Source organism: Streptomyces sp. NBC_01410 (assembly GCF_045040195.1).
Taxonomy (GTDB): domain Bacteria; phylum Actinomycetota; class Actinomycetes; order Streptomycetales; family Streptomycetaceae; genus Streptomyces.
This window is the reverse complement of the sequence record NZ_CP109530.1, coordinates 5,608,404-5,633,079: the sequence shown is the minus strand read 5'-3', so window position 1 is coordinate 5,633,079 and position 24,676 is coordinate 5,608,404. Positions and strand designations below refer to the sequence as shown.

Below are 24,676 nucleotides of genomic sequence, written 5' to 3'. Positions count from 1 at the left end.
GTACGACCCCCATCGTTCGCCTCGTGCCGCGTCTCACAGAAGAGGCAGCACCCTGACTACGACTTTCCGGGATCTTGGGATCCTCCCCGAGACCGCCGAGGCCCTTGAGGCCGTCGGCATCATGTCCCCCTTCCCCATCCAGGAGATGACGCTCCCCGTCGCCCTCACGGGCACCGACGTCATCGGCCAGGCCAAGACCGGCACGGGCAAGACCCTCGGTTTCGGTCTGCCGCTGCTGGAGCGCGTCACCGTCCCCGCGGACGTCGAGGCCGGCCGGGCGAAGCCCGAGCAGCTGACCGACGCCCCGCAGGCTCTGGTGGTCGTCCCCACCCGCGAGCTGTGCACACAGGTCACCAATGACCTGCTGACCGCCGGCAAGGTGCGCAACGTCCGCGTGCTCGCCATCTACGGCGGCCGTGCGTACGAACCCCAGGTCGAGGCGCTCAGGAAGGGCGTCGACGTGATCGTCGGCACCCCGGGCCGACTGCTCGACCTGGCCGGCCAGAAGAAGCTCGACCTGTCGCACGTGCGCGCACTCGTCCTCGACGAGGCCGACGAGATGCTCGACCTGGGCTTCCTGCCCGACGTCGAGAAGATCATCCAGCTGCTGCCGCCCAAGCGCCAGACGATGCTGTTCTCGGCGACCATGCCGGGTGCGGTCATCGGCCTCGCCCGCCGCTACATGACCCAGCCCACACACATCCGCGCGACCTCGCCGGACGACGAGGGCGCGACCGTCGCGAACACCGCGCAGTACGTGTACCGCGCGCACTCCATGGACAAGCCGGAGATGGTCTCCCGCATACTGCAGGCCGACGGCCGCGGGCTCGCGATGATCTTCTGCCGCACCAAGCGCACGGCGGCCGACATCGCCGAGCAGCTGCAGACCCGCGGCTTCGCCTCCGGCGCGGTCCACGGCGACCTCGGCCAGGGCGCCCGCGAGCAGGCGCTCCGTGCCTTCCGCAACGGCAAGGTGGACGTCCTCGTCTGCACCGATGTCGCCGCGCGCGGCATCGACGTCGAGGGTGTGACGCATGTCATCAACTACCAGTCGCCCGAGGACGAGAAGACCTACCTCCACCGCATCGGCCGCACCGGCCGCGCGGGGGCCAAGGGCATCGCGATCACGCTGGTCGACTGGGACGACATCCCGCGCTGGCAGCTGATCAACAAGGCGCTGGACCTCGGCCTCAGCGACCCGGTCGAGACGTACTCCACGTCGCCGCACCTGTTCGAGGAGCTGAGCATCCCGGCGGGCACGAAGGGCGTCCTGCCGCGCGCCGAGCGCACCCGCGCCGGTCTCGGGGCGGAAGAGGTCGAGGACCTGGGCGAGACGGGCGGCCGCGGCCGCAAGTCCGCGCATGCCACCGAGGAGCGTGCACCGCGCGCGCCGCGCACTCCGCGTCAGCGCCGCCGCACGCGCGGCGGCTCCACGCCGGAGACGGCGGAGCCGACGACCGAGGTGACGACCGAGACCACGGACGCCCCCGCGGAGCCCCGCACTCCGCGGCGCCGCCGCCGCACCCGGGTGGGAGCGGCGACGACGGCTGTGGACACGGTCGAGGCGACCGACACGGTGGTCGAGGTTGAGGCCGAGGTCGAGGCCAAGCCGCGCCGCCGCACCCGCGCCGCCAAGCCGGTCGAGGTCGAGATCACTCCCGAGGTCGAGGTCGAGGCCGAGCCGAAGCCCCGCCGCCGGACGCGTGCCGCCAAGGCCGTCGAGGTCGAGATCACGCCCGAGGTGGAGGTCGAGGTGGAGACCAAGCCCCGCCGCCGCGCCCGCGCCGTCAAGCCGGTCGAGGCCGAGGTCGACTTCCAGATCGCACCCCCGACCGAGCCGGAAACCAAGCCCCGCCGCCGCACCCGCGCCGCCAAGCCGGTCGAGGCCGTCGCGACGGCCGAGGCTCCGGACGCCCCCGAGGCGGTCGCGAAGCCCCGCCGACGTACGCGCACGGTGAAGGCAGCCCAGCCCGAGAGCAGCTGATGCACCACCCCGACGGCCCGGTCCCCTGTGCGGGGGCCGGGCCGTCGGCGTATGAGGCGCGGAGTCCGGGGCGGAGCCCCTGTCGAGGCCGGGGCCCCGTTAGCCTCGTCGCATGAGCCGGCCGCCCACCTTCACCCCGCCCCCCTGCGCCCTTCGCCGCGACCTCCCCACCGCGCGCGGCACGTTCGCCGTGCTCGACGCGCGGCCGAGCGGTCAGCCCCACAAGGGCACCGCCCTCCTCCTGCCCGGGTACACCGGGAGCAAGGAGGACTTCATCGCGCTGCTCGAGCCCCTCACCACGGCCGGTTACCGCGCTGTCGCCGTCGACGGGCGCGGGCAGTACGAGACCGATGGCCCCGAGGACCAACAGGCCTACGCCCAGGCCGAGTTGGCCCGCGACGTGCTTGCCCAGGCCGAGGCGGTCCAGGACGGCCCGGTCCATCTCGTCGGGCACTCGCTCGGCGGACAGATCGCCCGCGCCGCCGTCCTCGTCGCCCCCGCCCCCTTCCGCACCCTGACCCTCGTCTCCTCCGGGCCCGCACAGATCTCGCCCGCCCAGCAGCAGAAGGTGAAGATGCTCAGCGACGCGCTCGCGGTGCTGAGCATGGACGAGGTGTGGCAGGCGATGAAGGCGCTCGACCCGCCCGAGGACGCGGACACCGACCCCACCAACGGCGAGGACCTGCGCCGACGCTGGCTGCGGCACAACCCGTCCCAGTTGATCGCCACCGGCCGCGCCCTGACGGTGGAGCCCGACCGGGTCGACGCGCTCGCCGCCGTGCAGATGCCCAAGCATGTGGTGTCGGGCGAGCGCGACGACACCTGGCCGGTGCCGCTGCTGGACGAGATGGCACAACGCCTGGACGCCCGCCGGACGGTCATCGCCGGAGCCGAGCACTCACCGAACACCGGCCGTCCCGCCGAGACTGCAGCGGCCCTGGTGTCGTTCTGGGATCAGTACTGAGCCTGCAGGTGCTGCCAGAACCCGTCCCGCAGCGCCCGCCTCAGCACCGCATGCCCCCGCAGTGAGCGCTGCAGGACCCGCTCCGCCTCGATGAGCAGGTCCTGGTCCACCGGACCGGGCAGATAGGGATGGCCGGGCAGCAGCTCCGCCATCGGCTCCCGCCCCCGCTCCGCCAGCCATGTCGCCGCGATCTGCGCCCCCACGAAGCGCACCTCGTCGCGTGACGGCGGCGGAGCGCCCTCGTTCTCGTACGTCGTGACCGGGCGGCGGGTGATGTAGGGACGGCAGAAGTCGAGGTCGAAGGTCCGCTGGCTGTCGACCTCCCACAGCAGCGGTTCGGCCTGATTGCGTCCGTCCCCCGCTTCGATGCCCCACAGATGGACCCGGGCCCCGTACCCCTGCGCCGCCTCGACCGCCGAGACCAGGTCCTCGTCGCCGCCCACGAGGGCCGCGTCGCTGATCGCGCGGTGCCGGGCGAGTGACTCCAGGTCCGTACGGATGAGTGAGTCGACGCCCTTCTGCTGGTTGTTCGCGTTGAGATTGCCCAGGCGCACCTTGACGTCCGGCAGCTCGGCGATGGACTGCTGCTCGGAGGTGTGGATACGGCGGCGTGCGCCGTCGTACCAGTACACCCGCAGCAGTCTGCTGTCCGCGAAGATCGTGCGGGCCTTGTCGATGAAGGCCTCGATCAGCCCCTCGGCGTCCAGATCGAAGGAGCGCCGGTCCTCGGTGCCCGCCACAAGCAACCCGGCCGCAGCATAGACGTAACCGGCGTCCACGAAGATGGCATGCGTCGAAGGGGTCTTGGCGACCTCGGCGAGCATGCGATGGAGCAGCTCGTTGGTGCGCTCCAGGCGGGCGCTGATCTCGTTGATCTCTGCATCGTTCATACGAGGCTCATTCTCCGTGGCCCCGCCTCTACCTGCCAGTAGTTAGGCATCCAAAAAATTTCCTTAGCGTAGGGAATGTTTGCAGGGTGCATACCGTTGAACCACTACAGAACGCCGACGGGCAACCGTCGCCATCAGTTCTCCAGCAGGAGGATCAGACGAAGGGAGAAGCCTTGCGCTTCGAAATCATGCGACTCAACGACGTCGACGGCACCGCCGTGGACACCACCGTTGTAGACGCCGCCTCCGTCAACCGGATCGTGCAGCAGGCCGCTTCGATCGGCCAGCGCATCTACATCCGACCCGCCGAAACCACGGCCTCGTAACGCTTCATGACGTTGTGATGTGACGCACCGCGCCCCCGTACGGATCACCGTACGGGGGCGCACTGTGTTGTCGCGGCGGCTCAGGAGCTCTGGATCACCTGGGTGATGCCGTTGATGATCTGCTGCACGGCGATCGCGGAGAGCATCATTCCGGCGAGCCGGGTCACCAGCACCACGCCGCCGTCCTTGATCAGCCGGATGATCAGCAGCGAGTAGCGCATGGTCAGCCACAGCACCACATGCATGGCGACGATCGCGGCCCACACTGACACCTGCTGGGCGGCGCCGTCGGCGTGCTGCACGGCCAGAATCACCGAGACGATCGCGCCGGGCCCGGCGAGCAGCGGCATGCCCAGCGGTACGAGCGCGACATTGACGTCCTTCGTCTGCTGGGGCTCGTCCGTCTTGCCGGTCAGCAGATCGAGCGCGATGAGCAGCAGGAGCAGACCGCCCGCGATCATCAGCGCGGGCACGGAGACATGCAGATAGTCCAGGATCTGCTGGCCGAGGATGCCGAAGACGGTGATCACACCGAAGGCGACCGCGACGGCCTGCCAGGCCATGCGGCGCTGCACCTTGGCTGGCCGGCCGGAGGTCAGCGCGAGGAAGATCGGAGTGATCCCGGGGGGATCCATGATGACAAAAAGAGTCAGGAAGAGAGAGCCGAAAATGGCAGCGTCGAACACAGTGAGGGCCTAGCGAGAAGAGGAACGGAGGGAGGGCGAGGAGGCTACGCGGGACGTCCGCCCGTGCCCGGCACCGGGAACGCGCCCGTCGCGCGGCGCGTGATCTCGCCGTAGATCTCCGGGTCGGTGGTGAACTCCCCGAGCCGGCACGTCTTGCGGCTGCCGTGGTAGTCGCTGGATCCGGTGCCCAGGAGGCCGAGGTCGGCGGCCAGGGAGCGCAGCCTGGCGCGTGCCGCCTCGTCGTGGTCGATGTGGTCGATCTCGATGCCGTCGAGACCAGCCGCCGCCAGTTCCGCTATCGCGCTCTCGGGCACGGTGCGGCCGCGCTTGACGGCGAGCGGGTGCGCGAAGACGGTGACGCCGCCGGCGGCCTTGACCAGCCGGATCGCCGTGAAGGGGTCCAGCTCGTGCTTGGTGATGTGCGCACGGCCGCCGTCGGCGATCCACTCCGTGGTGAACGCGTCGGAGACGGTGGGCACGACGCCGAGCTCGACCAGCGCGGACGCGATGTGCGGGCGGCCGACCGAGCCCTCTCCGGCGATACGGGCGACCTGCGACCACTCGACGGGGACACCCAGCTCCTGGAGCTTGGCCACCATCGCCTGGGCGCGCGGCACCCGGTCGTCCCGTACGAGCTCACGCTCGCGCAGCAGGTCCGGCTCGTCGGCGTCGAAAAGATACGCCAGCAGATGCAGGCTCACCCCGTCGATACGGCAGGAGAGTTCGGCGCCGGTGACCAGGGTCATGCCCTCGGGGAGCGCGGCGATCGCCTCGGCGTGGCCGCGGGTGGTGTCGTGGTCGGTGAGCGCGACGACGTCCAGTCCGGCCGCTGCGGCGTTGCGTACCAGCTCGGCCGGGGTGTCCGTGCCGTCCGATGCCGTGGAGTGGGTGTGCAGATCGATGCGCACGACGCGTGACTCCAGGGACGGGAGGCGGACAGGGGACGGTCAAGTGTATCGGGGATTCGAACAACCCCGGTCAGCCCCGGTTCACGACAGCAGGCGGGGCGACAGCGCCCCGCAGGGCAGTAGTTCCACCTCCGCGCCCGCGTCCCGCAGATCCGTCAGCACCAGCTCGTCGTACATGAGCAGCCCGGACTGCTCGGGCCAGACGATCGCCCACAGCCACAGCCCGCGCGCCTCGCCGGCGAACACCGCGCGGTCGTCGGGGGCATCGGCGACATGCCACAGCGGGGTGGGGCGGCCGGCGGCGAGGACCTTGGCCTGCGACGGCTTGTCGACGCAGATGTGCGGGCCGGGGTCGGGGCCGTCCATCCCCGCGTAGCGCGCTCCGAGGCCGACGCCCAGTTCCTCGGCGACCAGCAGGAGTTCACCTATGCCGCCGAGGGGGCCGGGGCCCGAACAGGCCACCGCGGTCGCGCGGCCTCCGCTGCGGTCGTCGCCCGCGTAGGCGACACCGGTGAACAGCCAGCCGACGGGCAGCGGCCAGGGCATCCAGACAGGGACTTTCGCGCGGTGCACGACGACACCGAGGGCCTCGACGCTGGGCGGGATCACCGGCTGCAGCGGATGCACGGCACCGTGCACGTCGCACTGCCAGGAGTCGGCAAAGAGACCGGGCGCCCTGACCCGGCCACCGCACTTCGGGCAACTGGGTTCGCCCCTCATAGCGCCCCACGGTCCTCCCCGGCCGTCGTCGCGTCAAGGACGATCACCCGTCCGGCGTGTGCCCCCGTCAGCTTTCGGCAGTTCGGAGTTCAGACCTGAGTTCAGTCCAGAGTGACGGACCTGCGCAGCGGATCGCGCAGGTCCGTGCCGTGCGTCAGCCAGCGCTCCTGGAGTTCCTGCGCGCCGTGCACCCGCTTCCAGGCCGCCTCGTTCGACGTCATCGGCAGCAGCGGAAGAAAGCGCACCGGGTCCATCGGGGCATCCAGTTCCAGATCCTCGACAAGGCCGCCCGGCTCCGCGACGAGCACCGAGCTGAACGGCGCGGACGGCCACAGCGGATCGCCGACGTCCAGCGAGGCGCCGGGCGCCACCACCACGCCCTCGACCTGCGGTGACGCGGCGAGCACGGCGAGCGGGCGCAGCACCTTGTCGGTGTCGGCGAGCCCGCCCCGTACGGAGAGGACCAGCTCCGCGCGCGGCCCCTTCACCGGGTCGGCGAGGGCTGCCGTGGGGTCCGTCATCGGGTGCGCGGACATGCCGAGAGTGGCGTAGCGAACGATGTCCCCGTCGCCGTCGCGGTCCATGAACCGCAGCACCTCGATACGGTCCGTACCGAGGAAGGTCACCGCGGCGCGCGCGTCCGGGTCGCCAAGTGCCGTGCGCAGCCTGGCTTCGACCAGAGCAAGAACATCTTCCATGTCGCGAGCATAAAGCGCGTATGGAACGGGCAAAGCAAGGGATTGACCCTCTGTCGGCTGATAGTCTTGGCCGCTGGTCGGGACGGCACGCTGATGGGGGCACCCCCAGGCGGAGCTCTGGGGGAGTCGCTCTTCAGTCCCGACGACACGTCATCCCCTACGGGGGACCGGCCGGAGGAGGTGGGGTCTGCGGTGGATCGAAGTCGACCGTGCAGTACCAACCGCTCTTCCGCTCGACACCTCTCCTAGGTGATCTGAGGCCTTCCCGCACGGGGCCCGCGGCTTTTCGCACGACGGAAGAGCACTTCGTTTTTGCCTGTCTGTAGCGAACGCCGTCACCGCGAATCCCGCGGTGCCGCCCGCTTTGCGGACGTATGCATCACGTCCCCATTCCGGGCTGTGCCACGCCACTCGCCGACGGCCTCTCCGTGAAGGAGCCCGCCATGTCGATGATCCGTGACCTGCGCGCAGCGGTGCGCCCGGCCCTGCGCAAGAGCAGCACCCCGTACAACACGTACGACACCACCCGCGACCCGTCCGCCTCCAGCGCCGTCGTCGACTGCGCGGTCTACCGCGACGGGAAGCGGCTGGACACCGACGTCTGCCAGACGCCGCACGAGGCGATGCTGCGGGTGCGCGAGGCCGGCGGCTTCGCGTGGATCGGGCTGCATGAGCCGACGGAAGCCGAATTCGCGGGTATCGCGGCGGAGTTCGGGCTGCACCCGCTGGCCGTCGAGGACGCGGTTCACGCGCATCAGCGGCCCAAGCTGGAGCGGTACGACGACACGCTGTTCACCGTCTTCAAGACGATCCACTACGTCGACCACGCCGAGCTCACGGCGACGAGCGAGGTCGTCGAGACCGGTGAGGTGATGTGCTTCACCGGCCGGGACTTCGTCATCACGGTGCGGCACGGGGGCAAGGGCTCGCTGCGGGCGCTGCGGCACGGGCTGCAGAAGGACACCGAACTGCTCGCCAAAGGGCCGTCGGCGGTGCTGCACGCCATCGCGGACCATGTCGTCGACGGCTACATCGCGGTGGCCGCGGCGGTGCAGGACGACATCGACGAGGTCGAGATCGATGTGTTCTCCGCGCCCGCGAAAGGCAGCCCGCGGGGCAGTGACGCGGGCCGGATCTACCAGCTCAAGCGTGAGGTGCTGGAGTTCAAGCGGGCCGTGTCTCCGCTGCTGCGGCCGATGCAGCTGCTGAGCGAGCGGCCGATGCGGCTGGTCGACCCGGACATCCAGAAGTACTTCCGCGATGTCGCCGACCACCTCGCCCGGGTGCAGGAAGAGGTCATCGGCTTCGACGAGCTGCTCAACTCCATCCTCCAGGCCAATCTGGCGCAGGCGACGGTCGCGCAGAACGAGGACATGCGCAAGATCACCTCCTGGGCGGCGATCATCGCCGTGCCGACGGCGGTCTGCGGGGTGTACGGCATGAACTTCGACCACATGCCGGAGCTGCACTGGAAGTACGGCTACCCCATGGTGCTCACCGGCATCATCGGGCTCTGCCTCGCGATCCACCGCACCCTCAAGCGCAACGGCTGGCTGTAGATAGGCTGCCCGCATGACAGAAAAGCTGCTCGGCCAGGCGCTCGTCGAGGAGGCCACGAAGAAGTCCGGCCTCATCTGGGTGCGCGGCGGGGGTCCCGCGCGGGCCCTGTGGCACGTCTGGCACGAGGGCGCCGCGCATGTCGTGGGCGACGGGCCGGGCGAGCAGCCCCTGCCGCAGCTGGCGAACGGAGCGACGGCCGAAGTCACGGTCCGCAGCAAGGACAAGGGCGGCCGGCTGATCGCCTGGACGGCGACGGTGAACGAACTGGAGCCGCACTCCGAGGCCTGGGAGTCGGCCGTCGCCGAACTGAAGGGCAAGCGGCTGAACGCGCCGGACGCCGAGCAGATGACGGAGCGCTGGGCACGTGAGTGCCGGGTGCTGCGCCTGGAGCCGCAGGACGCGAACACCGACTTCCCGTCCGACTCGGGAGCGGCGGCGCCGCTGCCGACGACGGCGACGACGCGCCTTCCCGCGCCTGCGGGGCTGCCGCGGCTGCTCATGAAGCGCAAGCGGAAGAGCGGCTAACCGGCCAGGGCGCCCTAGTCGCTCGTCTTCGGGAGCTTCTGGCCGTAGTCGACCGTCTCGTCCTTCGACGGCGCCGCCAGCGCGAAGTCCTTGTCCCAGTCCCCCAGCGTCAGCACACCCGCCCCGCCCGCCCGCGCGAACTGCAGCGGATACGGCTTGCCCTCCAGCGAGACGTCGAGCGTGCCGCCCGTGCCCTCGCCCGCCATGACCTTGATCGTGCGGACGCCGCCCACCTGCGTGCGGTCGCCCTTGCTGAGGTCGCCCTGCATCCCGAGCAGGCCCTCCAGCAGCACATCCATGTCCGTGAAGCCGCGGAACTGCTTGTACGCCGGGTCCCCCTTCGGAACCTTCACGTACTTGTCGTTGAGCTTGCCCGCCGCCTGGGAGTCCGACGTACCCGGCTTCTCGTCGCCCTCGCCGTCCACGTGGGTCCAGAAGCCCGCGTCGGCCTTGAGGTAGAGCGCGTCCCCGATCCGCAGCAGTTCGAAGGTGTTGTCCTTCGAGGTGACCGAGCCGGTGCCGCCGTCGTGCTTGAGGCGCATGTTGAGCTTGTACGTGCCGCCCTTGCTGACCAGCGTCCCGGAGAGCCGTACCGACGTGGCCGCGTCCGCCGTCGCGCGCGCCTTCGTCTCGATCTCGGCCGCGGACAGCTTGGCGATGCCGTTGGTCCCCGCGTCCGGGTCCTCGCCGCACGCCGTGAGTACCGCGGTCAGCACGGCGCAGAGCGCCACGGAGAGCGCGGCCCGGCGGGCCCGGAGAACCGGAGGGAGGGGAGTCACAAGCGCACTGCCTCTCATCTGCTTGTCGTGGTGGCAGGTCGCAGCGTACCCGTGCCGGGGGCATCGATCGGAAGGGTCCCGTCCGGACGTCCAGCCAGGGCGGCGCGGAACGGTACGGGCTAGCCTGAAGCCCTCAAACAGCGGTATTCACGGGCAAAAAGGAGGCGCGGAGCATGACTGGAAGCGCCCCTCGGATCTTTGTCTCCCACCTCGCCGGTGTGCCTGTGTTCGACCCCCACGGAGACCAGGTGGGACGCGTGCGCGACCTGGTCGCGATGCTGCGCGTGGGCAGCCGCCCGCCGCGACTGCTCGGCATGGTCGTCGAAGTGCTCAGCCGCCGCCGGATCTTCCTCCCAATGACCCGGGTCACCGGCGTGGAGTCGGGCCAGGTCATCACCACCGGCGTACTGAACATGCGCCGTTTCGAGCAGCGTCCCACCGAGCGGCTGGTGCTCGGCGAACTGCTGGACCGGCGCGTACGGATCGTGGACACCGGCGAGGAGGTGGCCGTCCTCGATGTGTCGATCCAGCAGCTGCCCGCCCGGCGCGACTGGGAGATCGACAAGGTCTTCGTACGCAAGGGAAAGCCCGGGGCGCTGCGCCGCAAGGGCGAGACGCTGACCGTCGAGTGGTCGGCCGTGACCGGCTTCTCGCTGGAGGAGAACGGGCAGGGCGCCGAGAGCCTGCTGGCGACCTTCGAGCAGCTGCGCCCCGCCGACCTCGCCAATGTGCTGCACCACCTGTCACCGAAGCGCCGTGCCGAGGTCGCGGCCGCGCTCGACGACGACCGGCTCGCGGACGTCCTGGAGGAACTGCCCGACGACGACCAGGTGGAGATCCTCGGCAAGCTCAAGGAGGAGCGCGCCGCGGACGTCCTGGAGGCGATGGACCCCGACGATGCGGCCGACCTGCTCTCGGAGCTCCCCGAGGAGGACAAGGAGCGGCTGCTCGCGCTGATGCGGCCGGACGACGCCGCCGATGTGCGGCGCCTGCTGTCGTACGAGGAGCGGACGGCGGGCGGTCTGATGACCACCGAGCCGATCGTGCTGCGGCCGGACGCGACGGTCGCGGACGCGCTGGCGCGCGTACGCCAGCAGGACCTGTCCCCCGCGCTCGCCGCGCAGGTGTACGTGTGCAGACCGCCCGACGAGACGCCGACCGGCAAGTACCTGGGCACGGTGCATTTCCAGCGGCTGCTCAGAGACCCGCCGTTCACACTGGTCAGCTCGATCGTGGACAGCGATCTGCCACCGCTCTCGCCGGACACCCCGCTTCCCGAGGTGACCAGCTATCTCGCGGCGTACAACATGGTGGCGGCGCCCGTCGTCGACGAGGGCGGATCGCTGCTGGGGGCCGTGACCGTCGACGACGTACTCGACCATCTGCTGCCGGAGGACTGGCGGGAGACGGACTTCGAGGAGTCCGCCCACGAGGAGTCCGCCCGCGCCGAGTCCGCCCGCGAGGAGTCCGCACATGGGTAGCGGCAGCGAACACGGGCCGGGCGAGCGCGGCGAGCCGAAGGAGCGGACGCTCGCCGGGGCGAGTGCCCTGCCCCGTCACCGCGTACGGCTCGACCAGCCGCGCGCGCCGCGGCGCAGGCTGCTGCCGCAGTACGACCCCGAGGCCTTCGGCAGGTTCTCGGAGCGGTTCGCCCGCTTCCTCGGGACGGGGCGGTTCATCGTCTGGATGACGGTGATCATCATCGTGTGGCTCCTCTGGAACGTCTTCGCGCCCAAGGGTCTTCGCTTCGACGAGTTCCCGTTCATCTTTCTGACGCTGATGCTCTCGCTTCAGGCGTCCTACGCGGCCCCGCTGATCCTGCTGGCGCAGAACCGGCAGGACGACCGGGACCGGGTCACCTACGAGCAGGACCGCAAGCAGGGCGAGCGCTCCATCGCGGACACGGAGTATCTGACGCGGGAGATCGCCGCGCTCCGGATGGGCCTCGGTGAGGTCGCGACCCGGGACTGGATCCGCTCCGAATTCCAGGATCTGATGAAGGAGATGGACGAGCGGCGGCTATTCCCGCACGAGCGCCGGGACCGGAGTGACGAAGGCGACCGCTAGGGCTTACCGGGGGTGGCACCCCGCGCCGTACCATCGTCCTTATGGCTACACAAGACGCGGTGCTTGAAGCACTGGCGACGGTGAACGACCCCGAGATCAACCGCCCGATCACCGACCTCGGCATGGTCAAATCGGTCGAGATCGGGGCGGACGGCGCGGTCGCCGTCACGGTGTATCTCACCGTCTCCGGCTGCCCGATGCGCGAGACGATCACCCAGAATGTGACCGACGCCGTCGCGCGCGTCGAGGGCGTCACACGCGTCGACGTCACGCTGGACGTGATGGGCGACGAGCAGCGGCGCGAGCTGGCGGCTTCGCTGCGCGGCGGCACCGCCGAGCGCGAGGTGCCGTTCGCCAAGCCGGGCTCGCTGACCAGGGTGTATGCGGTGGCCTCGGGCAAGGGCGGCGTCGGCAAGTCCTCGGTGACTGTGAACCTGGCGGCGGCCATGGCGGCCGACGGGCTGAAGGTCGGCGTCGTGGACGCGGACATCTACGGGCACAGCGTGCCGCGCATGCTCGGTGCGGACGGCCGTCCCACCCAGGTCGAGAACATGATCATGCCGCCGTCCGCGAACGGCGTGAAGGTCATCTCGATCGGGATGTTCACCCCGGGCAACGCCCCGGTGGTCTGGCGCGGCCCGATGCTGCACCGCGCGCTCCAGCAGTTCCTCGCGGACGTGTACTGGGGCGATCTGGACGTACTGCTTCTCGACCTGCCGCCGGGCACCGGCGACATCGCGATCTCCGTGGCGCAGCTGGTGCCGAACGCCGAGATCCTGGTGGTCACGACCCCGCAGCAGGCCGCGGCCGAGGTGGCCGAGCGGGCCGGCTCGATCGCCGTACAGACCCACCAGAAGATCGTCGGCGTCGTCGAGAACATGTCGGGCATGCCGTGCCCGCACTGCGACGAGATCGTCGACGTCTTCGGCTCGGGCGGCGGCCGCCGGGTCGCCGAGGGGCTCACGAAAACGACCGGCGCGAATGTGCCGGTGCTGGGCTCGATCCCGATCGACGTCCGGCTGCGCGAGGGCGGCGACGAGGGCAAGCCGGTCGTCCTGACCGACCCGGACTCCCCGGCGGGCGCGGCGCTGCTGGCGATCGCCGACAAGCTGGGCAGCCGGGCGCGCGGGCTGTCGGGCATGTCGCTGGGCATCACGCCGCGCAACAAGTTCTGAGGCGGGCCTTCCAGCCTTCCGGGTCCGGGGGCAGCGCCCCCGGACCCGCAGCTCGTTCTAGGCGTACGCGCCCAGGTCCTTGACCACGGAGAAGGCCAGCCCGTACGCGCTCATCCCCCGCCCGTACGCACCGATGTGCACGCCCGCCCGAGTCGATCCCGCCAGTACCCAGCCGAACTCCGACTCGCGGTAGTGGAAGGACGTCGGCACACCGTCCACCGGCAGCGAGAGCACCGACCAGGCCGGTCCGTGCAGATCGTCGGCCAGCTCGAACGCGGTCTCCGTCTGCTGCTCCAGCCAGTCGTCGCGCAGCGAGTGGTCCATCTGGGCGGGCCAGGTGTGGGCCAGCAGTCCCGAGCCGGCCAGCCAGGCCGCCGAGGAGACCGAGGTGGCGTCCAGGACACCCGTGCCGTCACCGCTGCCGCGCACCGGGCTCGCCACGACGGTGATGACCGCCGCGAACCGCTCCCTCTCCGCGCCGCCGGCCTCCGACCGTATCGACGGCTCGTCGCCGTGGCCGATCGCGCCGTGCTGGACCGTGCCGTCCGCCGCGGCGCCGACCTGCATCAGCCAGCGCGGACCGGTGAAGGCCTCGTCGAGGCCGTACCAGGGGAATGACGCCCGCAGGTATCCGTCGACCGCGCGCCGGGCCGGCGTCCCCGCGGGTGCCGCCGCGAGCGGGCGCTGCCCGCCGGGGGCAGGGGAATCGCTGACTGTGCCTTGCGCCGCCAGCCGACTTGTCGTCTCCATCTACCCGGCCGCCTCCTCTGTGTCCGAGGCCCGGAGCGGACCCGCCCCCCTCGGGCGTCCTCACTGCCGGACAGATGGAGAATAGCCACCCTGTCCCGGCTCGCAGGGATTGACGGTACTCAGGTGGCGTCTGCGTCGAAGGGCGGGCGCTCGTCCTGATCGAGCTTTTCGCGCTTCTTGAGCAGGTCGGGGGTGCCGGGCGAGCCGTTGACGGCGGCAGGGACCGAGGTGCTGGATTCGTTGCTGTTCACCGCGTCCGCGACCTCGTTCATCTCCTTCTTGAGGTCGAAGCTGCTGCGGAGGTCCTTGAGTTCCTTCACGTCCTCGTTCTCGTTCAGCTGCTTGCGGATGAACGCCTTCGGGTTGAGGTCCTCGAACTCGAAATCCTTGAACTCCGGCCCCAGTTCGCTGCGGATGTCCTGCTTCGCGCTCTCGGAGAACTCGCGGATCTTCCGGATGAAGCGGGTGACGTCCTGGATGACTTTCGGCAGCTTGTCCGGGCCGAAGATGAGCACGGCGAGCACCACGAGCGCCACCAGCTCCAGTGCGCCTATGTCATTGAACACCCTGCTGCTCCTCGTGTTCTGTGCGGCCCGCAGGTCGGATGGGGTCCGGGCCCGATCCACGGTACCCGCCCGAACTGTCCGCGCGGTACCTTCCCACGGCCCGTGCGAGGCCCTGTGCCACGGGCGTTTCGCTGTACGTCATGTTCCGGACGCGGAGCCGAGTGTGAGGGTCAGCGTCCGTTCACGCCCGCCGCGGACGAGGGTCAGTTCGAGCCGGTCGCCGGGGCGATGGGAGCGGATCTTCACTATCAGTTCCTCGCCGCTGTGGACGCGCTGGCCGTCGACCTTGGTGATGACGTCGCCCGGCTTGATACCGGCCTTGGCGCTGGGGCCCTTGGGGGAGACGGACGGGGTGCCGTCCTTGCTCTTCTCGCCGACCCGCGCGCCGTCGCCGGTGTACTTCATGTCCAGGCTGACGCCGATCACCGGATGGGTCGCCCTGCCGGTGTTGATCAGTTCCTCGGCGACGCGCTTGCCCTGATTGATGGGGATGGCGAAGCCGAGTCCGATGGAGCCCGCCTGACCGCCCTCGGGGCCCGAGCCGGTGTCGGCGGCACGGATGGCGCTGTTGATGCCGATGACACGAGCCTTGGTGTCCACCAGCGGTCCGCCCGAATTGCCGGGGTTTATCGGGGCGTCGGTCTGGAGCGCGTCGACATAGCTGACATCGCTGCCGTCGCCCTTCTCGCCGCCCGCCGTGATGGGGCGCTCCTTGGCGCTGATGATGCCGGAGGTCACGGTGTTCTGGAGGTCGAAGGGCGCACCGATGGCCACGACCGGGTCACCGACCTGGACGCTGTCGGAGTTGCCGAGGGGCAGCGGCTTGAGGTGGGAGACACCGGTGACCTTGACGACTGCGAGGTCGTAGCCGCTGTCCTTGCCGACGAGGGTCGCCTTGGCGGTCTCGCCGCCGCTGAACGTGACGGAGATCTCTCCGGCGGAGCCTGCCGGGTCCACGACATGGTTGTTGGTCAGGATGTGGCCCTGCTGGTCGAGTACGAAGCCGGTGCCGGTGCCCTGTTCGCCGCTGCCGCTGACATGGAGGGTGACGACGCTCGGCAGCGCGCTGGCGGCGATGCCCGCGACGCTGTCGGGCGCGCGGTGGCCGTTGTCCTTGGACGCCTGCGGGAGTTCGATGTCGGTGATGCCGCCGTTGCGTTCGATGTACGCGCCGATGCCGCCGCCGATCCCGCCGGCGACCAGCGCCAGCAGGACGGCTCCGACGAGCAGCGATCCACGGCGCTTCTTCCTGGCGGGCTCGCCGACGTGGGTCAGCGGCCCGCCGGGAGTGCTCCACGGGTCGTACTGCAGCCAGAGCGAGGGGCCCGGCTGAGCCGGGACCAGGGGCTGCGGGTGCGCATGCGGCTGGGGCTGCGGCGGCGGGGCGTATCCGCCGTTCGAAGCCGGTGCCGGGCCGTTCGGCGCGCTGTACTGCGGCGGAATGGCCGTGCCGTGTGCCGGGGTCGGCACAGGCCGCTGTACGGGCGGTGCCGGCGCCCACGGGCCCGGACCGCCGTACGGCGGGGTGCTGTACTCGTCGGGCTCGTGCAGCGGCCTCGGCCCGGACGGCGAAGCAGTGACCGACGGAGCAGTGGCCGGCGGAGAAGTCGGCGACGGAGAAGTGGGCGGCAGCTCCGCTGTGACCTCGGTGTCCGGTACCTCCTCGGGGGCGGCCACCAAAGCAGGTTCAGGAACCGTCACCGGCTCCTGAATCTGCGCCTCGGGGTGGTTCGCACGTCCCGCGCTGGGCCGGCTCCACCACTTCGCCTTGGGTCCGGTGGGCTTCCCGTCGTCCATGCTCTCCCCGCAAACTGCCGACCACTGCGCGCCCCTGTGGGGCACCCCTCAGAGGATTCAACCAGGTTTGCGAATCTCCGCGCAGGTCGCGGTCACTGGCGGGGTGAGCGGGGCGCAGCAGGATCCGCCGGAGCAGCGATATGCGGGGGAACGGGTGTGGCCGTGGGGGTGACATCGGGCGCAGTGGCGAGCTGGAACGCCGAGCCCGTGGGACGTATCAGCGGGGGCCCGGAGAGCGAGGTGTCCGTCAGCACCGGTGCGGAGAAGGCGTGATTGTGCGGCGCGGCCGGGGCCAGCAGGCTGGGCTGCGCGGCGACGGCCGGCCGACTGTCGGGTCTGCCAAGGCTGTTGCCGCCGCCGCTGCGGCGGCGTTCGGTCTCCGTGGTCCTGATGCCGGTCACCCCGGAACCCGAACCGGTGGCCGTACGCAGCGGCGTGACGTTGTTCCCCGAGCCTTCACCTCGGGGACCTGCCTGGAGTGGAGCGTCCAGTGGCACGGCCCCGCCGAGGGCGATGGCCGCGAACGAGACGGCGCTCGCGGCCGCGAACGCGAACCTGCGTCCGCGCCAGGGCGAGCGCTCCGCTTCCGAACGCCCCACGTCATGGATCCGGAAGCCGCCGGACCTGCCGGGAAGCACGGACGCGTGCGGCCCCTCGGGGACGTACCCGAAGGTCTGGGTGCGGGAGTCGCGGGCTTGTCCCGACGAGGGGTTCAGCGCTCCGAATACGGAGTCGGCGATCCGCCCCCCGTCGAAAGGACCCCCCCGGTCGTCGTCACCTCCGGGGCCGGCGGGCAGCCCTTGGAGCCGCGCGAGCAGCCCCTCGGAGGGCGGCGGCGGCGCGGTGTGTGCGAAGACGTTCTTCAGGCGGCGCTGGGCATCGGCCTCGGCCTTGCACTTGGGACAGGTCGCCAGATGGGCCAGCACCCGGTCCCGTACGTCGTGTTTCAGCTCGCCGTCGACAAGCGCGGCAAGCCGGTCCCCCAGGTGCTGCTCCGCGGGGGTGGGACTTGAGCCAGTCACGCCGGTCCGCCCTCCCCTGCCAGGCTGACCGCGGCCGTCAGCGTGCGCTGCTCCGCACGGGCCTCCGGGGAGCGGTGCTGCAGAGCCTTGCGCAGATGGGACCGGCCGCGGTGGATGCGGCTGCGGACGGTGCCGAGCTTGACCCCGAGGGTCGCGGCGATCTCCTCGTACGACAGCCCCTCGATGTCACAGAGGACCACGGCGGCGCGGAACTCCGGGGCGAGGGTGTCCAGCGCCTGCTGCACATCGGCGTCGAAGTGGGTGTCGTTGAAGACCTGCTGCGGGGACGGCTCACGACTGGGCAGCCGCTCGGCCGCGTCGTCGCCGAGCGCGTCGAAGCGGATGCGCTGCTTGCGGCGGACCATGTCCAGGAACAGGTTCGTGGTGATCCGGTGCAGCCAGCCCTCGAAGGTGCCGGGGGTGTACGTCGACAAGGAGCGGAAGACGCGGACGAAGACCTCCTGAGTGAGGTCCTCGGCGTCGTGCTGGTTGCCCGTCAGTCGGTAAGCGAGGCGGTAGACCCGGCCGCTGTGCGTGCTGACGATCTCCTCCCAGGAGGGAGGGGTCCACGCCTGCGATTCCGCATCCGATGCGAACGTCGCGGTTGGTGCGGAGTCGTGGGTGCGGGACTGGTCAGCAATGTCGGTCACGGATCTCGGCTCACCCGACGACCTGAGAAAGCGCCTCAGCACTCCTCTCCGATCCGCAGGTGCAGCCGCACCTCCCCTGTCGGCTCTGGTGGTGTCCAGCGGAGCCCCTACCATAGCCACCTCGCCCGTTAGCTCCGGATAAGAATCTTTACGCGAATTTGGGTGCTGCTTCCGGTCTTGATCCATGCGCTTACCCCCGTCCTTCATAACGCCTGGTCCCATCTGCGGGTTCCCGGGCGCAGCGGATACAGTCAGCGTCGCGCCAACTACGGGGACAGGAGAGGGTCATTACCGCCAACCGGCAGACGAGCTGGGCGTTCGCCGACGCCTTTGTCGCCGAGGACGACGCGCTGCGCTGGGCCCGTGACCGGTCCCGGGAGTCAGGGCTCCCCTCGGTGTCGCCAGGCACGGGTGCCGCGCTGCGACTGCTGGCTGCCACGGCTGACGCGAAAGCGGTGGCCGAAATCGGTACGGGGACGGGTGTCTCCGGGATCTATCTGCTGCAGGGCATGCGGCCCGACGGCGTACTGACCACGGTGGACCCCGAGCCGGACCGTCAGCAGTTCGCCAAGCAGGCGTTCCGCGCGGCGGGCTTCGCCGGGAACCGGGCCCGGTTCATCCCGGGCAGGGCGCTGGACGTCCTTCCGCGCCTGGCCGACGGCGGGTACGACCTCGTGTTCTGCGACGGCGACCGGATGGAGTCGCTGGACTATCTCGCTGAATCGTTGCGCCTGCTGCGACCTGGCGGTCTGGTCTGCTTCGAGGGCGTCTTCTCGGAGGGCCGCACGGTCGACTCGGCGGCCCAGCCGGCGGAGGTGCTGCGCGTACGGGAACTGCTGCGGACAGTCCGCGAGAGCCAGGAGTTGCTGCCGTCCCTTCTTCCGGTGGGCGACGGCCTCCTCTGCGCGGTCCGGCGCGGCTGACGCCCGGCCGGAGCTCGCGCCCCCCGAAAACCTCATGGCCCCGGGAAACAGCATTGCCCCGGCACGTCAGTGCCGGGGCAATGAAAAGTGTGGGCGCTTCCGCGTCAGCCGACGACCTTCTTCAGGGCGTCGCCGAGGGCATCGGCTTCGTCCGGAGTCAGCTCGACAACAAGCCGACCGCCGCCTTCGAGCGGAACGCGCATGACGATGCCCCGCCCCTCCTTGGTCACCTCGAGCGGGCCGTCGCCCGTCCGCGGCTTCATGGCCGCCATGCTCGTTCCCCTTCCTGAAACCAGCTCATCGCAGCCGACAACCCAGGTGTCACCGGCATCGAACACATTGCTTCCAGGTCATTATCCCGCATGGCGGGACCCGATGACCAACATCGGTCGGCATCGCTTGCGCAACGCGCTCTCTCAAAACCACTCAATTCGGCGATCCGCCTGCGATACTTCGCCGCCGCGCACCGGACTGGGCCCGAAGATTGTTTGACGCAGGTCACATGTTCGGTCCCGGCGATCTCCGCCATGCTGGGCCTGAACACTCGCCGAAGATGCCTGAACAACGCTGTTTGAGCCGCAAAGGGGACCCTGCCATGGCCGACTCCGTGCTGTACGAGGTGAGCGACGGACTCGCGACGATCACGATCAACCGGCCCGAGGCCATGAACGCGATGAACACCGAGGCCAAAGTCGCCCTCCGGGACGCGGCACAGGAAGCCGCCGCGGACCCCGCCGTACGGGCGGTACTGCTCACCGCGGCCGGGCGCGCCTTCTGTGTGGGCCAGGACCTCAAGGAGCACATCGGGACCCTCGCCGCCGCCCGCGAAGCGGGCAGCGGCGATGTCATGACCACCGTGCGCGAGCACTACAACCCCATCGTGCGGGCCCTGACCGAGATGCCGAAGCCGGTCGTGGCCGGGGTCAACGGCGTCGCCGCGGGCGCGGGCCTCGGCTTCGCACTCGCCGCGGACTACCGGGTCGTCGCCGACAACGCCAAATTCACGACGTCCTTCGCGGGTGTCGCGCTGACCGCGGACTCCGGGGTGTCCTGGACGCTGCCCCGGCTGATCGGCCAGAGCCGCGCCGCCGACCTGCTGCTCTTCCCGCGGTCGTTCTCCGCGCGCGAGGCGTACGAGTGGGGCATCGCGAACAAGCTGGTCCCCGCCGACGACCTGGCCGCCGAGGCGGCCGCCGTGGCCCGCGCCCTCGCGGAGGGGCCGACCGTGGCGTACGCGGCGCTCAAGGAGTCCCTGGCCTACGGCGCGGGCCACACGCTCGGCGAGACCCTCGAGAAGGAGGACGAGCTCCAGACGCGGGCGGGCGCCTCGGAGGACCACGCGATCGCGGTCCGGGCGTTCATCGGCAAGGAGCAGCCGAAGTACCTCGGCCGCTAGGTCCTGTCCGGTCGATCAGGCCGGATCAGTGAGCGGGGTCTGGCGATGGGGGCACCTCCCGTGCCCGAAGGGCTACGGGGGAGCATCGCAGGCCGGAGGATGGGGGTCCCCCCGCCGAAGGCAGGGGGCGAGCCCACGCGGAGCGTAGGCGACTACGACAACGGTGGGGGTACCTCCCGTGCCCGAAGGGCTACGGGGGAGAGGTGCCGTGCCAGGGCACGGCACCCCGCAAGATCGGCCGGACAGGGCCTAGCAGGCTAGGACGCTTGGGAGGCGGCTCCGCGGGCGACGCAGTCGCTCAGATGGTCGTCGACGAGTCCGCACGCCTGCATCAGGGCGTACGCGGTGGTCGGCCCGATGAAACGCAGACCGCGTTTCTTCAGGGCCTTCGCCAGCGCCGTGGACTCGTCGGTGACCGCGGGCACGTCGGCGATCGAGCGCGGAGCCGGCCGCTTCGCCGCATCCGGGGCGTACGACCAGATCAGCGTGTCCAGCTCGCCGGCCGGCCAGTCGGCGAGCACACGCGCGTTGGCGAGGGTCGCCTCGACCTTGGCGCGGTTGCGGATGATCCCGGGGTCGGCGAGCAGTCGCTCCTTGTCGGCGTCGGTGAACGCCGCCACGGATGCGATCTTGAAGTCGTCGAAGGCGGTACGGAAGCTGTCGCGGCGGCGCAGAATGGTGATCCAGGACAGGCCCGACTGGAACGCCTCCAGGCAGAGCCGTTCGAACAGCGCGTCGTCGCCGTGGACCGGGCGGCCCCACTCCTCGTCGTGGTACGTGACGTACTCGTCGGCGGACAGGCCCCAGGGGCAGCGCAGCTTCCCGTCGGGCCCGGGGACGGCACCGCCCGTCACTGCTCGGGCTCCTCGCCGGGCTTGGTGAACAGGTCGCGCCTGCCCCCCGCGGTGGCCTGCGCACCGGCCAGCGCGGACTCCAGTTCGGCGATGCGCGCGTCCCGCTCGGCGAGCTCCGCGCCGAGGCGGCCCAGCACATCGTCCACATCGGCCATCCGGTAGCCACGGGGGGCGACCGGCAGCCGCAGCGCGTCGACGTCGGCCCGGCCGACGGGGCGGGAGACCGGCAGCGGATCCACGAGCTGCTCGGGCGCCACCTCCGGCAGAGCCGCACTGTCGCCGCCGCCGACCACGGCGAGTGTGACCGCGGCGACGACCACGACCATCGCGATCAGCAAGAACAAGAACACGAGCGACCCTCTCCCCGGAGCGGAAACTGTCCGGTGCTGATCGTGCCACGACCCTCTGACAGTTAGGGTCGCAGGCGGACGACCTGAGGAGGAAACCGCTGATGCTGCGGCTGGGACGGCGCGAATTCGACGCGCACGAGCCGGTGATCATGGCGATCGTGAACCGTACGCCTGACTCCTTCTACGACCAGGGCGCGACGTTCCGCGACGAGCCCGCGCTCGCCCGCGTCGAGCAGGCCGTGGCGGAGGGCGCCGCCATCATCGACATCGGTGGCGTGAAGGCCGGTCCCGGCGAGGAGGTCACCGCCGAGGAGGAGGCGCGGCGGACTGTCGGCTTCGTGGCCGAGGTCCGCAGGCGGCACCCCGACGTCGCCATCAGCGTCGACACCTGGCGGCACGAGGTGGGCGAGGCGGTCTGCGAGGCCGGCGCCGATCTGCTCAACGACGCTTGGGGCGGCGTCGACCCGAAGCTGGCGGAGGTGGCCGCGCGGTACGGCGCCGGCCTGGTGTGCACCCACGCGGGCGGGGCGGAACCGCGGACACGGCCGCACCGGATCGCGTACGACGACGTGGTCGCGGACATTCTGCGGGTGACGCTGTCGCTGGCCGAGCGGGCGGTGGAGCTGGGGGTGCGCCGGGACGGGATCATGATCGATCCGGGGCACGACTTCGGGAAGAACACGCGCCATTCGCTGGAGGCGACACGGCGGCTCGGGGAGCTCGTCGAGACGGGATGGCCGGTGCTGGTCTCGCTCTCGAACAAGGACTTCGTCGGCGAGACGCTCGACAAACCGGTGAAGGAGCGCGTGATCGGGACGCTGGCGACGACGGCGGTGTCGGCGTGGCTGGGGGCGCAGGTGTACCGGGTGCACGAGGTGGCGGAGACGCGGCAGGTGCTGGACATGGTGTCGACGATCGCGGGGCGCAGGGGGCCGGCGGTGGCGAGGCGGGGGCTGGCGTAAGGGGGGCGGCGGGGGGCGGTACCGGGTGCGGTGCGCCTGCGGCGGGCCTGTTCCCCACCCCGCCCCTTCCCGAACTGGGGGCAAGCCCCCAGACCCCCGTATGCGACCTTCGGCCGCATGTCCTCAAACGCCGGACGGGCCGAATACTCAGCCCCGCCGGCGATTGAGGCGCGGTGGTCCGGGGGCAGCGCCCCCGCCTAGCGGCCCGTCTCCTTCGTCACCATCGAGACCGCCTCCTCCACGTCGTCCGTGACATGGAACAGCAGCAGATCGTGCTCCGACGCCTTCCCCTGCGCCACCACCGTGTTCCGCAGCCAGTCCACCAGGCCGCTCCAGTACTCCGTGCCGAACAGCACGATCGGGAAGCGCGTGACCTTCCGCGTCTGGACCAGGGTGAGCGCCTCGAACAGTTCGTCCAGCGTGCCGAGGCCGCCCGGCAGGACCACGAAGCCCTGCGCGTACTTCACGAACATCGTCTTGCGGACGAAGAAGTAGCGGAAGTTCACGCCGATGTCGACGTGCTGGTTGAGCCCCTGCTCGAAGGGGAGCTCGATGCCCAGGCCGACCGAGATGCCCTCCGCCTCCCGCGCGCCCTTGTTCGCCGCCTCCATCGCGCCCGGGCCGCCGCCCGTGATCACCGCGAAGCCGGCGTCGACGAGGGCCTTGCCGATGCGGACACCCGTCTCGTACTCGGGGGTTCCCGGCGCCGTGCGGGCCGAGCCGAAGACGCTGATCGCGCTGGGCAGTTCGGCGAGCGCGCCGAAGCCCTCAACGAACTCCGACTGGATGCGCATGACCCGCCAGGGGTCGGTGTGCACCCACTCGGAGTCGCCCTCGGTGTCCAGCAGCCGCTGGTCGGTGGTGCCGGGCTGGACCTGTTGCCTGCGGCGCAGTACCGGTCCCAGTCGCTGTTCCGCCAGCGCCCGCAAACCCTCGGGTCCCTCGGGGTTGCCCATGACCTGCTCCCTCCGCCGAACATCAATGCTTTGGCTCAGGGTAGGTCGGCGAACGTTACGACATGTGAAATCAGGGCTGTCCGGCAGTGAGCCAGTCGCGGAGCCGGGTCTCGCAGTGCGTGATCTTCTCGACGGCAACGTGCTCGTCCCGCTTGTGGGCGAAGAGCGCGTCGCCCGGTCCGTAGTTGACCGCGGGCACCCCCAGCCCGCTGAAACGTGAGACGTCCGTCCAGCCGAACTTGGGCTGCGCGCTGCCGCCGACGGCCTCCATGAACGCGGCAGCGGCCGGGTGCGAGAGCCCCGGCAGCGCTCCGCCCGAGTGGTCGTCCACCACGAACTCCTCGACGCCGCAGTCCGCGAAGACCTCGTGGACGTGCGCCAGAGCCTGCTCCTCGGTGAGGTCGGGCGCGTAGCGGTAGTTGACGACGACGGTGCACTCGTCGGGGATGACGTTGCTGGCGACGCCGCCCTCGATCCCTACGGCGTTGAGCCCTTCCCGGTACTCGAGGCCGTCGATCACCGGCCGCCTCGGCTCGTACGCGGCGAGGCGGGCCAGGATCGGGGCCGCGGCGTGAATGGCATTGGACCCCATCCAGCTGCGTGCGGAGTGTGCCCGCTCCCCCGTCGTACGGAGGAAGACCCGCAGTGTGCCCTGGCAGCCGCCCTCGACCTGGGCGTCGGAGGGCTCCAGGAGGACCGCGAAGTCACCCTCCAGCCAGTCGGGGTGGGCTTCGGCCACATGACCCAGACCGTTGAGGTGTGCGGCGACCTCTTCGTTGTCGTAGAAGACGAAGGTGAGATCGCGGTTGGGCTCGGGGACGGTCGCGGCGATGCGCAGCTGGAGCGCGACGCCCGACTTCATGTCGCTCGTGCCGCAGCCCCAGAGCACGCCGTTCTCGTCCAGCCGGGAGGGCACGTTGTCCGCGATCGGGACGGTGTCGATGTGTCCGGCGAGGATGACCCGCTCGCTGTGCCCGAGGTAGGTGCGGGCGACGACGTTGTTCCCGTGCCGGTCCACGGTGAGGTGCGGCAGTTCGCGCAACGCCTCCTCGATCGCGTCGGCCAGGGGCTTCTCGGTGCCGCTGACCGACGGGAAGTCGACGAGTGCGGCAGTGAGCGCCGGGGCATCAAGAGTGAGGTCAAGCACGGTGTCGGGCATGGCTCCGAC

General features: G+C 70.4%; 27 protein-coding genes. 11 read left to right on the top strand and 16 right to left on the bottom strand.

The annotated features are described in order from the left end of the window. Positions 1–121 precede the first annotated feature (121 nt). Together OG741_RS26100 and OG741_RS26095 are read left to right on the top strand one after the other, a co-directional pair. Complete coding sequence (locus OG741_RS26100; protein ID WP_405601769.1) at positions 122–1,984, top strand: DEAD/DEAH box helicase; 1,863 nt, start codon at positions 122–124, stop codon at positions 1,982–1,984. A gap of 112 nt (positions 1,985–2,096) precedes the next feature. Next, on the top strand, positions 2,097–2,948 hold the full coding sequence (locus tag OG741_RS26095; RefSeq protein WP_405601766.1) for an alpha/beta fold hydrolase: 852 nt from the start codon (positions 2,097–2,099) through the stop codon (positions 2,946–2,948). Here the strand turns inward: OG741_RS26095 and OG741_RS26090 are convergent. Then, positions 2,939–3,838, bottom strand: a complete 900-nt coding sequence (locus OG741_RS26090; protein ID WP_266487154.1) for an NYN domain-containing protein — start codon at positions 3,836–3,838, stop codon at positions 2,939–2,941. The genes OG741_RS26095 and OG741_RS26090 overlap by 10 nt on opposite strands. A gap of 86 nt (positions 3,839–3,924) precedes the next feature. On the opposite strand from OG741_RS26090, the gene OG741_RS26085 reads away from it, so the two are divergent. Continuing rightward, positions 3,925–4,164: a hypothetical protein gene (locus tag OG741_RS26085; protein ID WP_405606008.1), complete on the top strand. Its 240-nt coding sequence runs from the start codon at positions 3,925–3,927 to the stop codon at positions 4,162–4,164. Between the two features lie 80 nt (positions 4,165–4,244). Here OG741_RS26085 and OG741_RS26080 read toward each other — a convergent pair whose 3' ends face one another. The 4 genes from OG741_RS26080 to OG741_RS26065 form a co-directional block, all read right to left on the bottom strand. Beyond that, positions 4,245–4,850 (bottom strand): MarC family protein, encoded by a 606-nt coding sequence (locus tag OG741_RS26080; protein ID WP_266487152.1) that lies wholly within the window; start codon positions 4,848–4,850, stop codon positions 4,245–4,247. A gap of 44 nt (positions 4,851–4,894) precedes the next feature. Continuing rightward, entirely contained in the window at positions 4,895–5,758 is an 864-nt protein-coding gene (locus OG741_RS26075; protein WP_266487150.1) for a PHP domain-containing protein, read from the bottom strand. Positions 5,759–5,839: 81 nt separating this feature from the next. Beyond that, a complete protein-coding gene (locus tag OG741_RS26070) occupies positions 5,840–6,478 on the bottom strand; it encodes a DUF6758 family protein (protein WP_266487148.1) in 639 nt (212 codons plus the stop codon). A gap of 101 nt (positions 6,479–6,579) precedes the next feature. Continuing rightward, positions 6,580–7,176, bottom strand: coding sequence for a suppressor of fused domain protein (locus tag OG741_RS26065; protein ID WP_405601764.1), 597 nt, complete (start codon positions 7,174–7,176; stop codon positions 6,580–6,582). Between the two features lie 443 nt (positions 7,177–7,619). Between OG741_RS26065 and OG741_RS26060 the strand changes: the two genes are divergently transcribed. Both OG741_RS26060 and OG741_RS26055 read left to right on the top strand, forming a co-directional pair. Then, complete coding sequence (locus OG741_RS26060; protein WP_266487146.1) at positions 7,620–8,735, top strand: magnesium and cobalt transport protein CorA; 1,116 nt, start codon at positions 7,620–7,622, stop codon at positions 8,733–8,735. Positions 8,736–8,748: 13 nt separating this feature from the next. Then, complete coding sequence (locus OG741_RS26055) at positions 8,749–9,261, top strand: hypothetical protein (protein WP_405601763.1); 513 nt, start codon at positions 8,749–8,751, stop codon at positions 9,259–9,261. A gap of 14 nt (positions 9,262–9,275) precedes the next feature. On the opposite strand, the gene OG741_RS26050 is transcribed toward OG741_RS26055, so the two are convergent. Next, the gene (locus tag OG741_RS26050; protein WP_266487143.1) at positions 9,276–10,040 is read right to left on the bottom strand and encodes a hypothetical protein; all 765 of its coding nucleotides are present in this window, start codon (positions 10,038–10,040) and stop codon (positions 9,276–9,278) included. Between the two features lie 173 nt (positions 10,041–10,213). Here OG741_RS26050 and OG741_RS26045 point away from each other — a divergent pair, with 173 nt between their 5' ends. The 3 genes from OG741_RS26045 to OG741_RS26035 are packed head-to-tail and all read left to right on the top strand — an operon-like array spanning position 10,214 to position 13,282. After that, entirely contained in the window at positions 10,214–11,521 is a 1,308-nt protein-coding gene (locus OG741_RS26045) for a magnesium transporter MgtE N-terminal domain-containing protein (RefSeq protein ID WP_405601761.1), read from the top strand. Then, positions 11,514–12,107: a DUF1003 domain-containing protein gene (locus OG741_RS26040; RefSeq protein ID WP_405601759.1), complete on the top strand. Its 594-nt coding sequence runs from the start codon at positions 11,514–11,516 to the stop codon at positions 12,105–12,107. Before OG741_RS26045 ends, OG741_RS26040 begins: the two co-directional genes overlap by 8 nt. A 41-nt stretch (positions 12,108–12,148) precedes the next feature. Beyond that, complete coding sequence (locus tag OG741_RS26035; RefSeq protein WP_405601758.1) at positions 12,149–13,282, top strand: Mrp/NBP35 family ATP-binding protein; 1,134 nt, start codon at positions 12,149–12,151, stop codon at positions 13,280–13,282. Positions 13,283–13,339: 57 nt separating this feature from the next. On the opposite strand, the gene OG741_RS26030 is transcribed toward OG741_RS26035, so the two are convergent. The 5 genes from OG741_RS26030 to sigE all read right to left on the bottom strand — a co-directional run bounded on the left by OG741_RS26030 (position 13,340) and on the right by sigE (position 18,181). Then, positions 13,340–14,032, bottom strand: coding sequence for a hypothetical protein (locus tag OG741_RS26030; RefSeq protein WP_405601756.1), 693 nt, complete (start codon positions 14,030–14,032; stop codon positions 13,340–13,342). Between the two features lie 119 nt (positions 14,033–14,151). Continuing rightward, positions 14,152–14,598: a sec-independent translocase gene (locus tag OG741_RS26025; RefSeq protein WP_405601754.1), complete on the bottom strand. Its 447-nt coding sequence runs from the start codon at positions 14,596–14,598 to the stop codon at positions 14,152–14,154. A 138-nt stretch (positions 14,599–14,736) separates the two neighbouring features. Beyond that, on the bottom strand, positions 14,737–16,395 hold the full coding sequence (locus OG741_RS26020; protein WP_405601752.1) for a S1C family serine protease: 1,659 nt from the start codon (positions 16,393–16,395) through the stop codon (positions 14,737–14,739). A gap of 92 nt (positions 16,396–16,487) precedes the next feature. Further along, a complete protein-coding gene (locus OG741_RS26015; RefSeq protein ID WP_405601750.1) occupies positions 16,488–17,417 on the bottom strand; it encodes an anti-sigma factor family protein in 930 nt (309 codons plus the stop codon). Continuing rightward, positions 17,414–18,181 carry an RNA polymerase sigma factor SigE gene (gene sigE, locus OG741_RS26010; RefSeq protein WP_405601747.1) on the bottom strand — a complete coding sequence of 256 codons (768 nt, stop codon included), beginning with the start codon at positions 18,179–18,181 and terminating at the stop codon, positions 17,414–17,416. The genes OG741_RS26015 and sigE overlap by 4 nt, the downstream gene beginning before the upstream one ends. Before the next feature lie 131 nt (positions 18,182–18,312). Here sigE and OG741_RS26005 point away from each other — a divergent pair, with 131 nt between their 5' ends. Continuing rightward, positions 18,313–18,990, top strand: a complete 678-nt coding sequence (locus tag OG741_RS26005) for an O-methyltransferase (RefSeq protein ID WP_266487688.1) — start codon at positions 18,313–18,315, stop codon at positions 18,988–18,990. A 104-nt stretch (positions 18,991–19,094) separates the two neighbouring features. Here the strand turns inward: OG741_RS26005 and OG741_RS26000 are convergent, their stop codons facing one another. Next, positions 19,095–19,262 (bottom strand): DUF3117 domain-containing protein, encoded by a 168-nt coding sequence (locus OG741_RS26000; RefSeq protein ID WP_003966491.1) that lies wholly within the window; start codon positions 19,260–19,262, stop codon positions 19,095–19,097. A 323-nt stretch (positions 19,263–19,585) separates the two neighbouring features. Between OG741_RS26000 and OG741_RS25995 the strand changes: the two genes are divergently transcribed. Beyond that, positions 19,586–20,386 (top strand): enoyl-CoA hydratase/isomerase family protein, encoded by an 801-nt coding sequence (locus OG741_RS25995; RefSeq protein WP_405601745.1) that lies wholly within the window; start codon positions 19,586–19,588, stop codon positions 20,384–20,386. A gap of 257 nt (positions 20,387–20,643) precedes the next feature. Here OG741_RS25995 and OG741_RS25990 read toward each other — a convergent pair whose 3' ends face one another. Together OG741_RS25990 and OG741_RS25985 are read right to left on the bottom strand one after the other, a co-directional pair. Further along, a complete protein-coding gene (locus OG741_RS25990) occupies positions 20,644–21,240 on the bottom strand; it encodes a DNA-3-methyladenine glycosylase I (RefSeq protein WP_405601744.1) in 597 nt (198 codons plus the stop codon). Beyond that, positions 21,237–21,590, bottom strand: a complete 354-nt coding sequence (locus tag OG741_RS25985; protein ID WP_361908950.1) for a DivIVA domain-containing protein — start codon at positions 21,588–21,590, stop codon at positions 21,237–21,239. The genes OG741_RS25990 and OG741_RS25985 overlap by 4 nt, the downstream gene beginning before the upstream one ends. Positions 21,591–21,691: 101 nt before the next feature. Between OG741_RS25985 and folP the strand changes: the two genes are divergently transcribed. Further along, positions 21,692–22,552: a dihydropteroate synthase gene (gene folP, locus OG741_RS25980; protein WP_405601741.1), complete on the top strand. Its 861-nt coding sequence runs from the start codon at positions 21,692–21,694 to the stop codon at positions 22,550–22,552. A gap of 197 nt (positions 22,553–22,749) precedes the next feature. Here the strand turns inward: folP and OG741_RS25975 are convergent, their stop codons facing one another. Together OG741_RS25975 and dapE are read right to left on the bottom strand one after the other, a co-directional pair. After that, a complete protein-coding gene (locus OG741_RS25975) occupies positions 22,750–23,508 on the bottom strand; it encodes a TIGR00730 family Rossman fold protein (RefSeq protein WP_266487127.1) in 759 nt (252 codons plus the stop codon). Positions 23,509–23,578: 70 nt separating this feature from the next. Continuing rightward, the gene (gene dapE, locus OG741_RS25970; RefSeq protein ID WP_405601738.1) at positions 23,579–24,667 is read right to left on the bottom strand and encodes a succinyl-diaminopimelate desuccinylase; all 1,089 of its coding nucleotides are present in this window, start codon (positions 24,665–24,667) and stop codon (positions 23,579–23,581) included. Between the last annotated feature and the right edge of the window lie 9 nt (positions 24,668–24,676).

Coding starts and splice junctions, on each gene's coding strand:
- OG741_RS26065 (WP_405601764.1), bottom strand. CDS start 7,176: ATGGAAGATGTTCTTGCTCTGGTCGAAGCCAGGCTGCGCACGGCACTT.
- OG741_RS26020 (WP_405601752.1), bottom strand. CDS start 16,395: ATGGACGACGGGAAGCCCACCGGACCCAAGGCGAAGTGGTGGAGCCGG.
- OG741_RS26035 (WP_405601758.1), top strand. CDS start 12,149: ATGGCTACACAAGACGCGGTGCTTGAAGCACTGGCGACGGTGAACGAC.
- OG741_RS26055 (WP_405601763.1), top strand. CDS start 8,749: ATGACAGAAAAGCTGCTCGGCCAGGCGCTCGTCGAGGAGGCCACGAAG.
- dapE (WP_405601738.1), bottom strand. CDS start 24,667: ATGCCCGACACCGTGCTTGACCTCACTCTTGATGCCCCGGCGCTCACT.
- OG741_RS26030 (WP_405601756.1), bottom strand. CDS start 14,032: ATGGAGACGACAAGTCGGCTGGCGGCGCAAGGCACAGTCAGCGATTCC.
- folP (WP_405601741.1), top strand. CDS start 21,692: ATGCTGCGGCTGGGACGGCGCGAATTCGACGCGCACGAGCCGGTGATC.
- sigE (WP_405601747.1), bottom strand. CDS start 18,181: ATGGTAGGGGCTCCGCTGGACACCACCAGAGCCGACAGGGGAGGTGCG.
- OG741_RS26070 (WP_266487148.1), bottom strand. CDS start 6,478: ATGAGGGGCGAACCCAGTTGCCCGAAGTGCGGTGGCCGGGTCAGGGCG.
- OG741_RS26040 (WP_405601759.1), top strand. CDS start 11,514: ATGGGTAGCGGCAGCGAACACGGGCCGGGCGAGCGCGGCGAGCCGAAG.
- OG741_RS26100 (WP_405601769.1), top strand. CDS start 122: ATGTCCCCCTTCCCCATCCAGGAGATGACGCTCCCCGTCGCCCTCACG.
- OG741_RS25975 (WP_266487127.1), bottom strand. CDS start 23,508: ATGGGCAACCCCGAGGGACCCGAGGGTTTGCGGGCGCTGGCGGAACAG.
- OG741_RS26060 (WP_266487146.1), top strand. CDS start 7,620: ATGTCGATGATCCGTGACCTGCGCGCAGCGGTGCGCCCGGCCCTGCGC.
- OG741_RS26095 (WP_405601766.1), top strand. CDS start 2,097: ATGAGCCGGCCGCCCACCTTCACCCCGCCCCCCTGCGCCCTTCGCCGC.
- OG741_RS26000 (WP_003966491.1), bottom strand. CDS start 19,262: ATGGCGGCCATGAAGCCGCGGACGGGCGACGGCCCGCTCGAGGTGACC.
- OG741_RS26045 (WP_405601761.1), top strand. CDS start 10,214: ATGACTGGAAGCGCCCCTCGGATCTTTGTCTCCCACCTCGCCGGTGTG.
- OG741_RS26090 (WP_266487154.1), bottom strand. CDS start 3,838: ATGAACGATGCAGAGATCAACGAGATCAGCGCCCGCCTGGAGCGCACC.
- OG741_RS25995 (WP_405601745.1), top strand. CDS start 19,586: ATGGCCGACTCCGTGCTGTACGAGGTGAGCGACGGACTCGCGACGATC.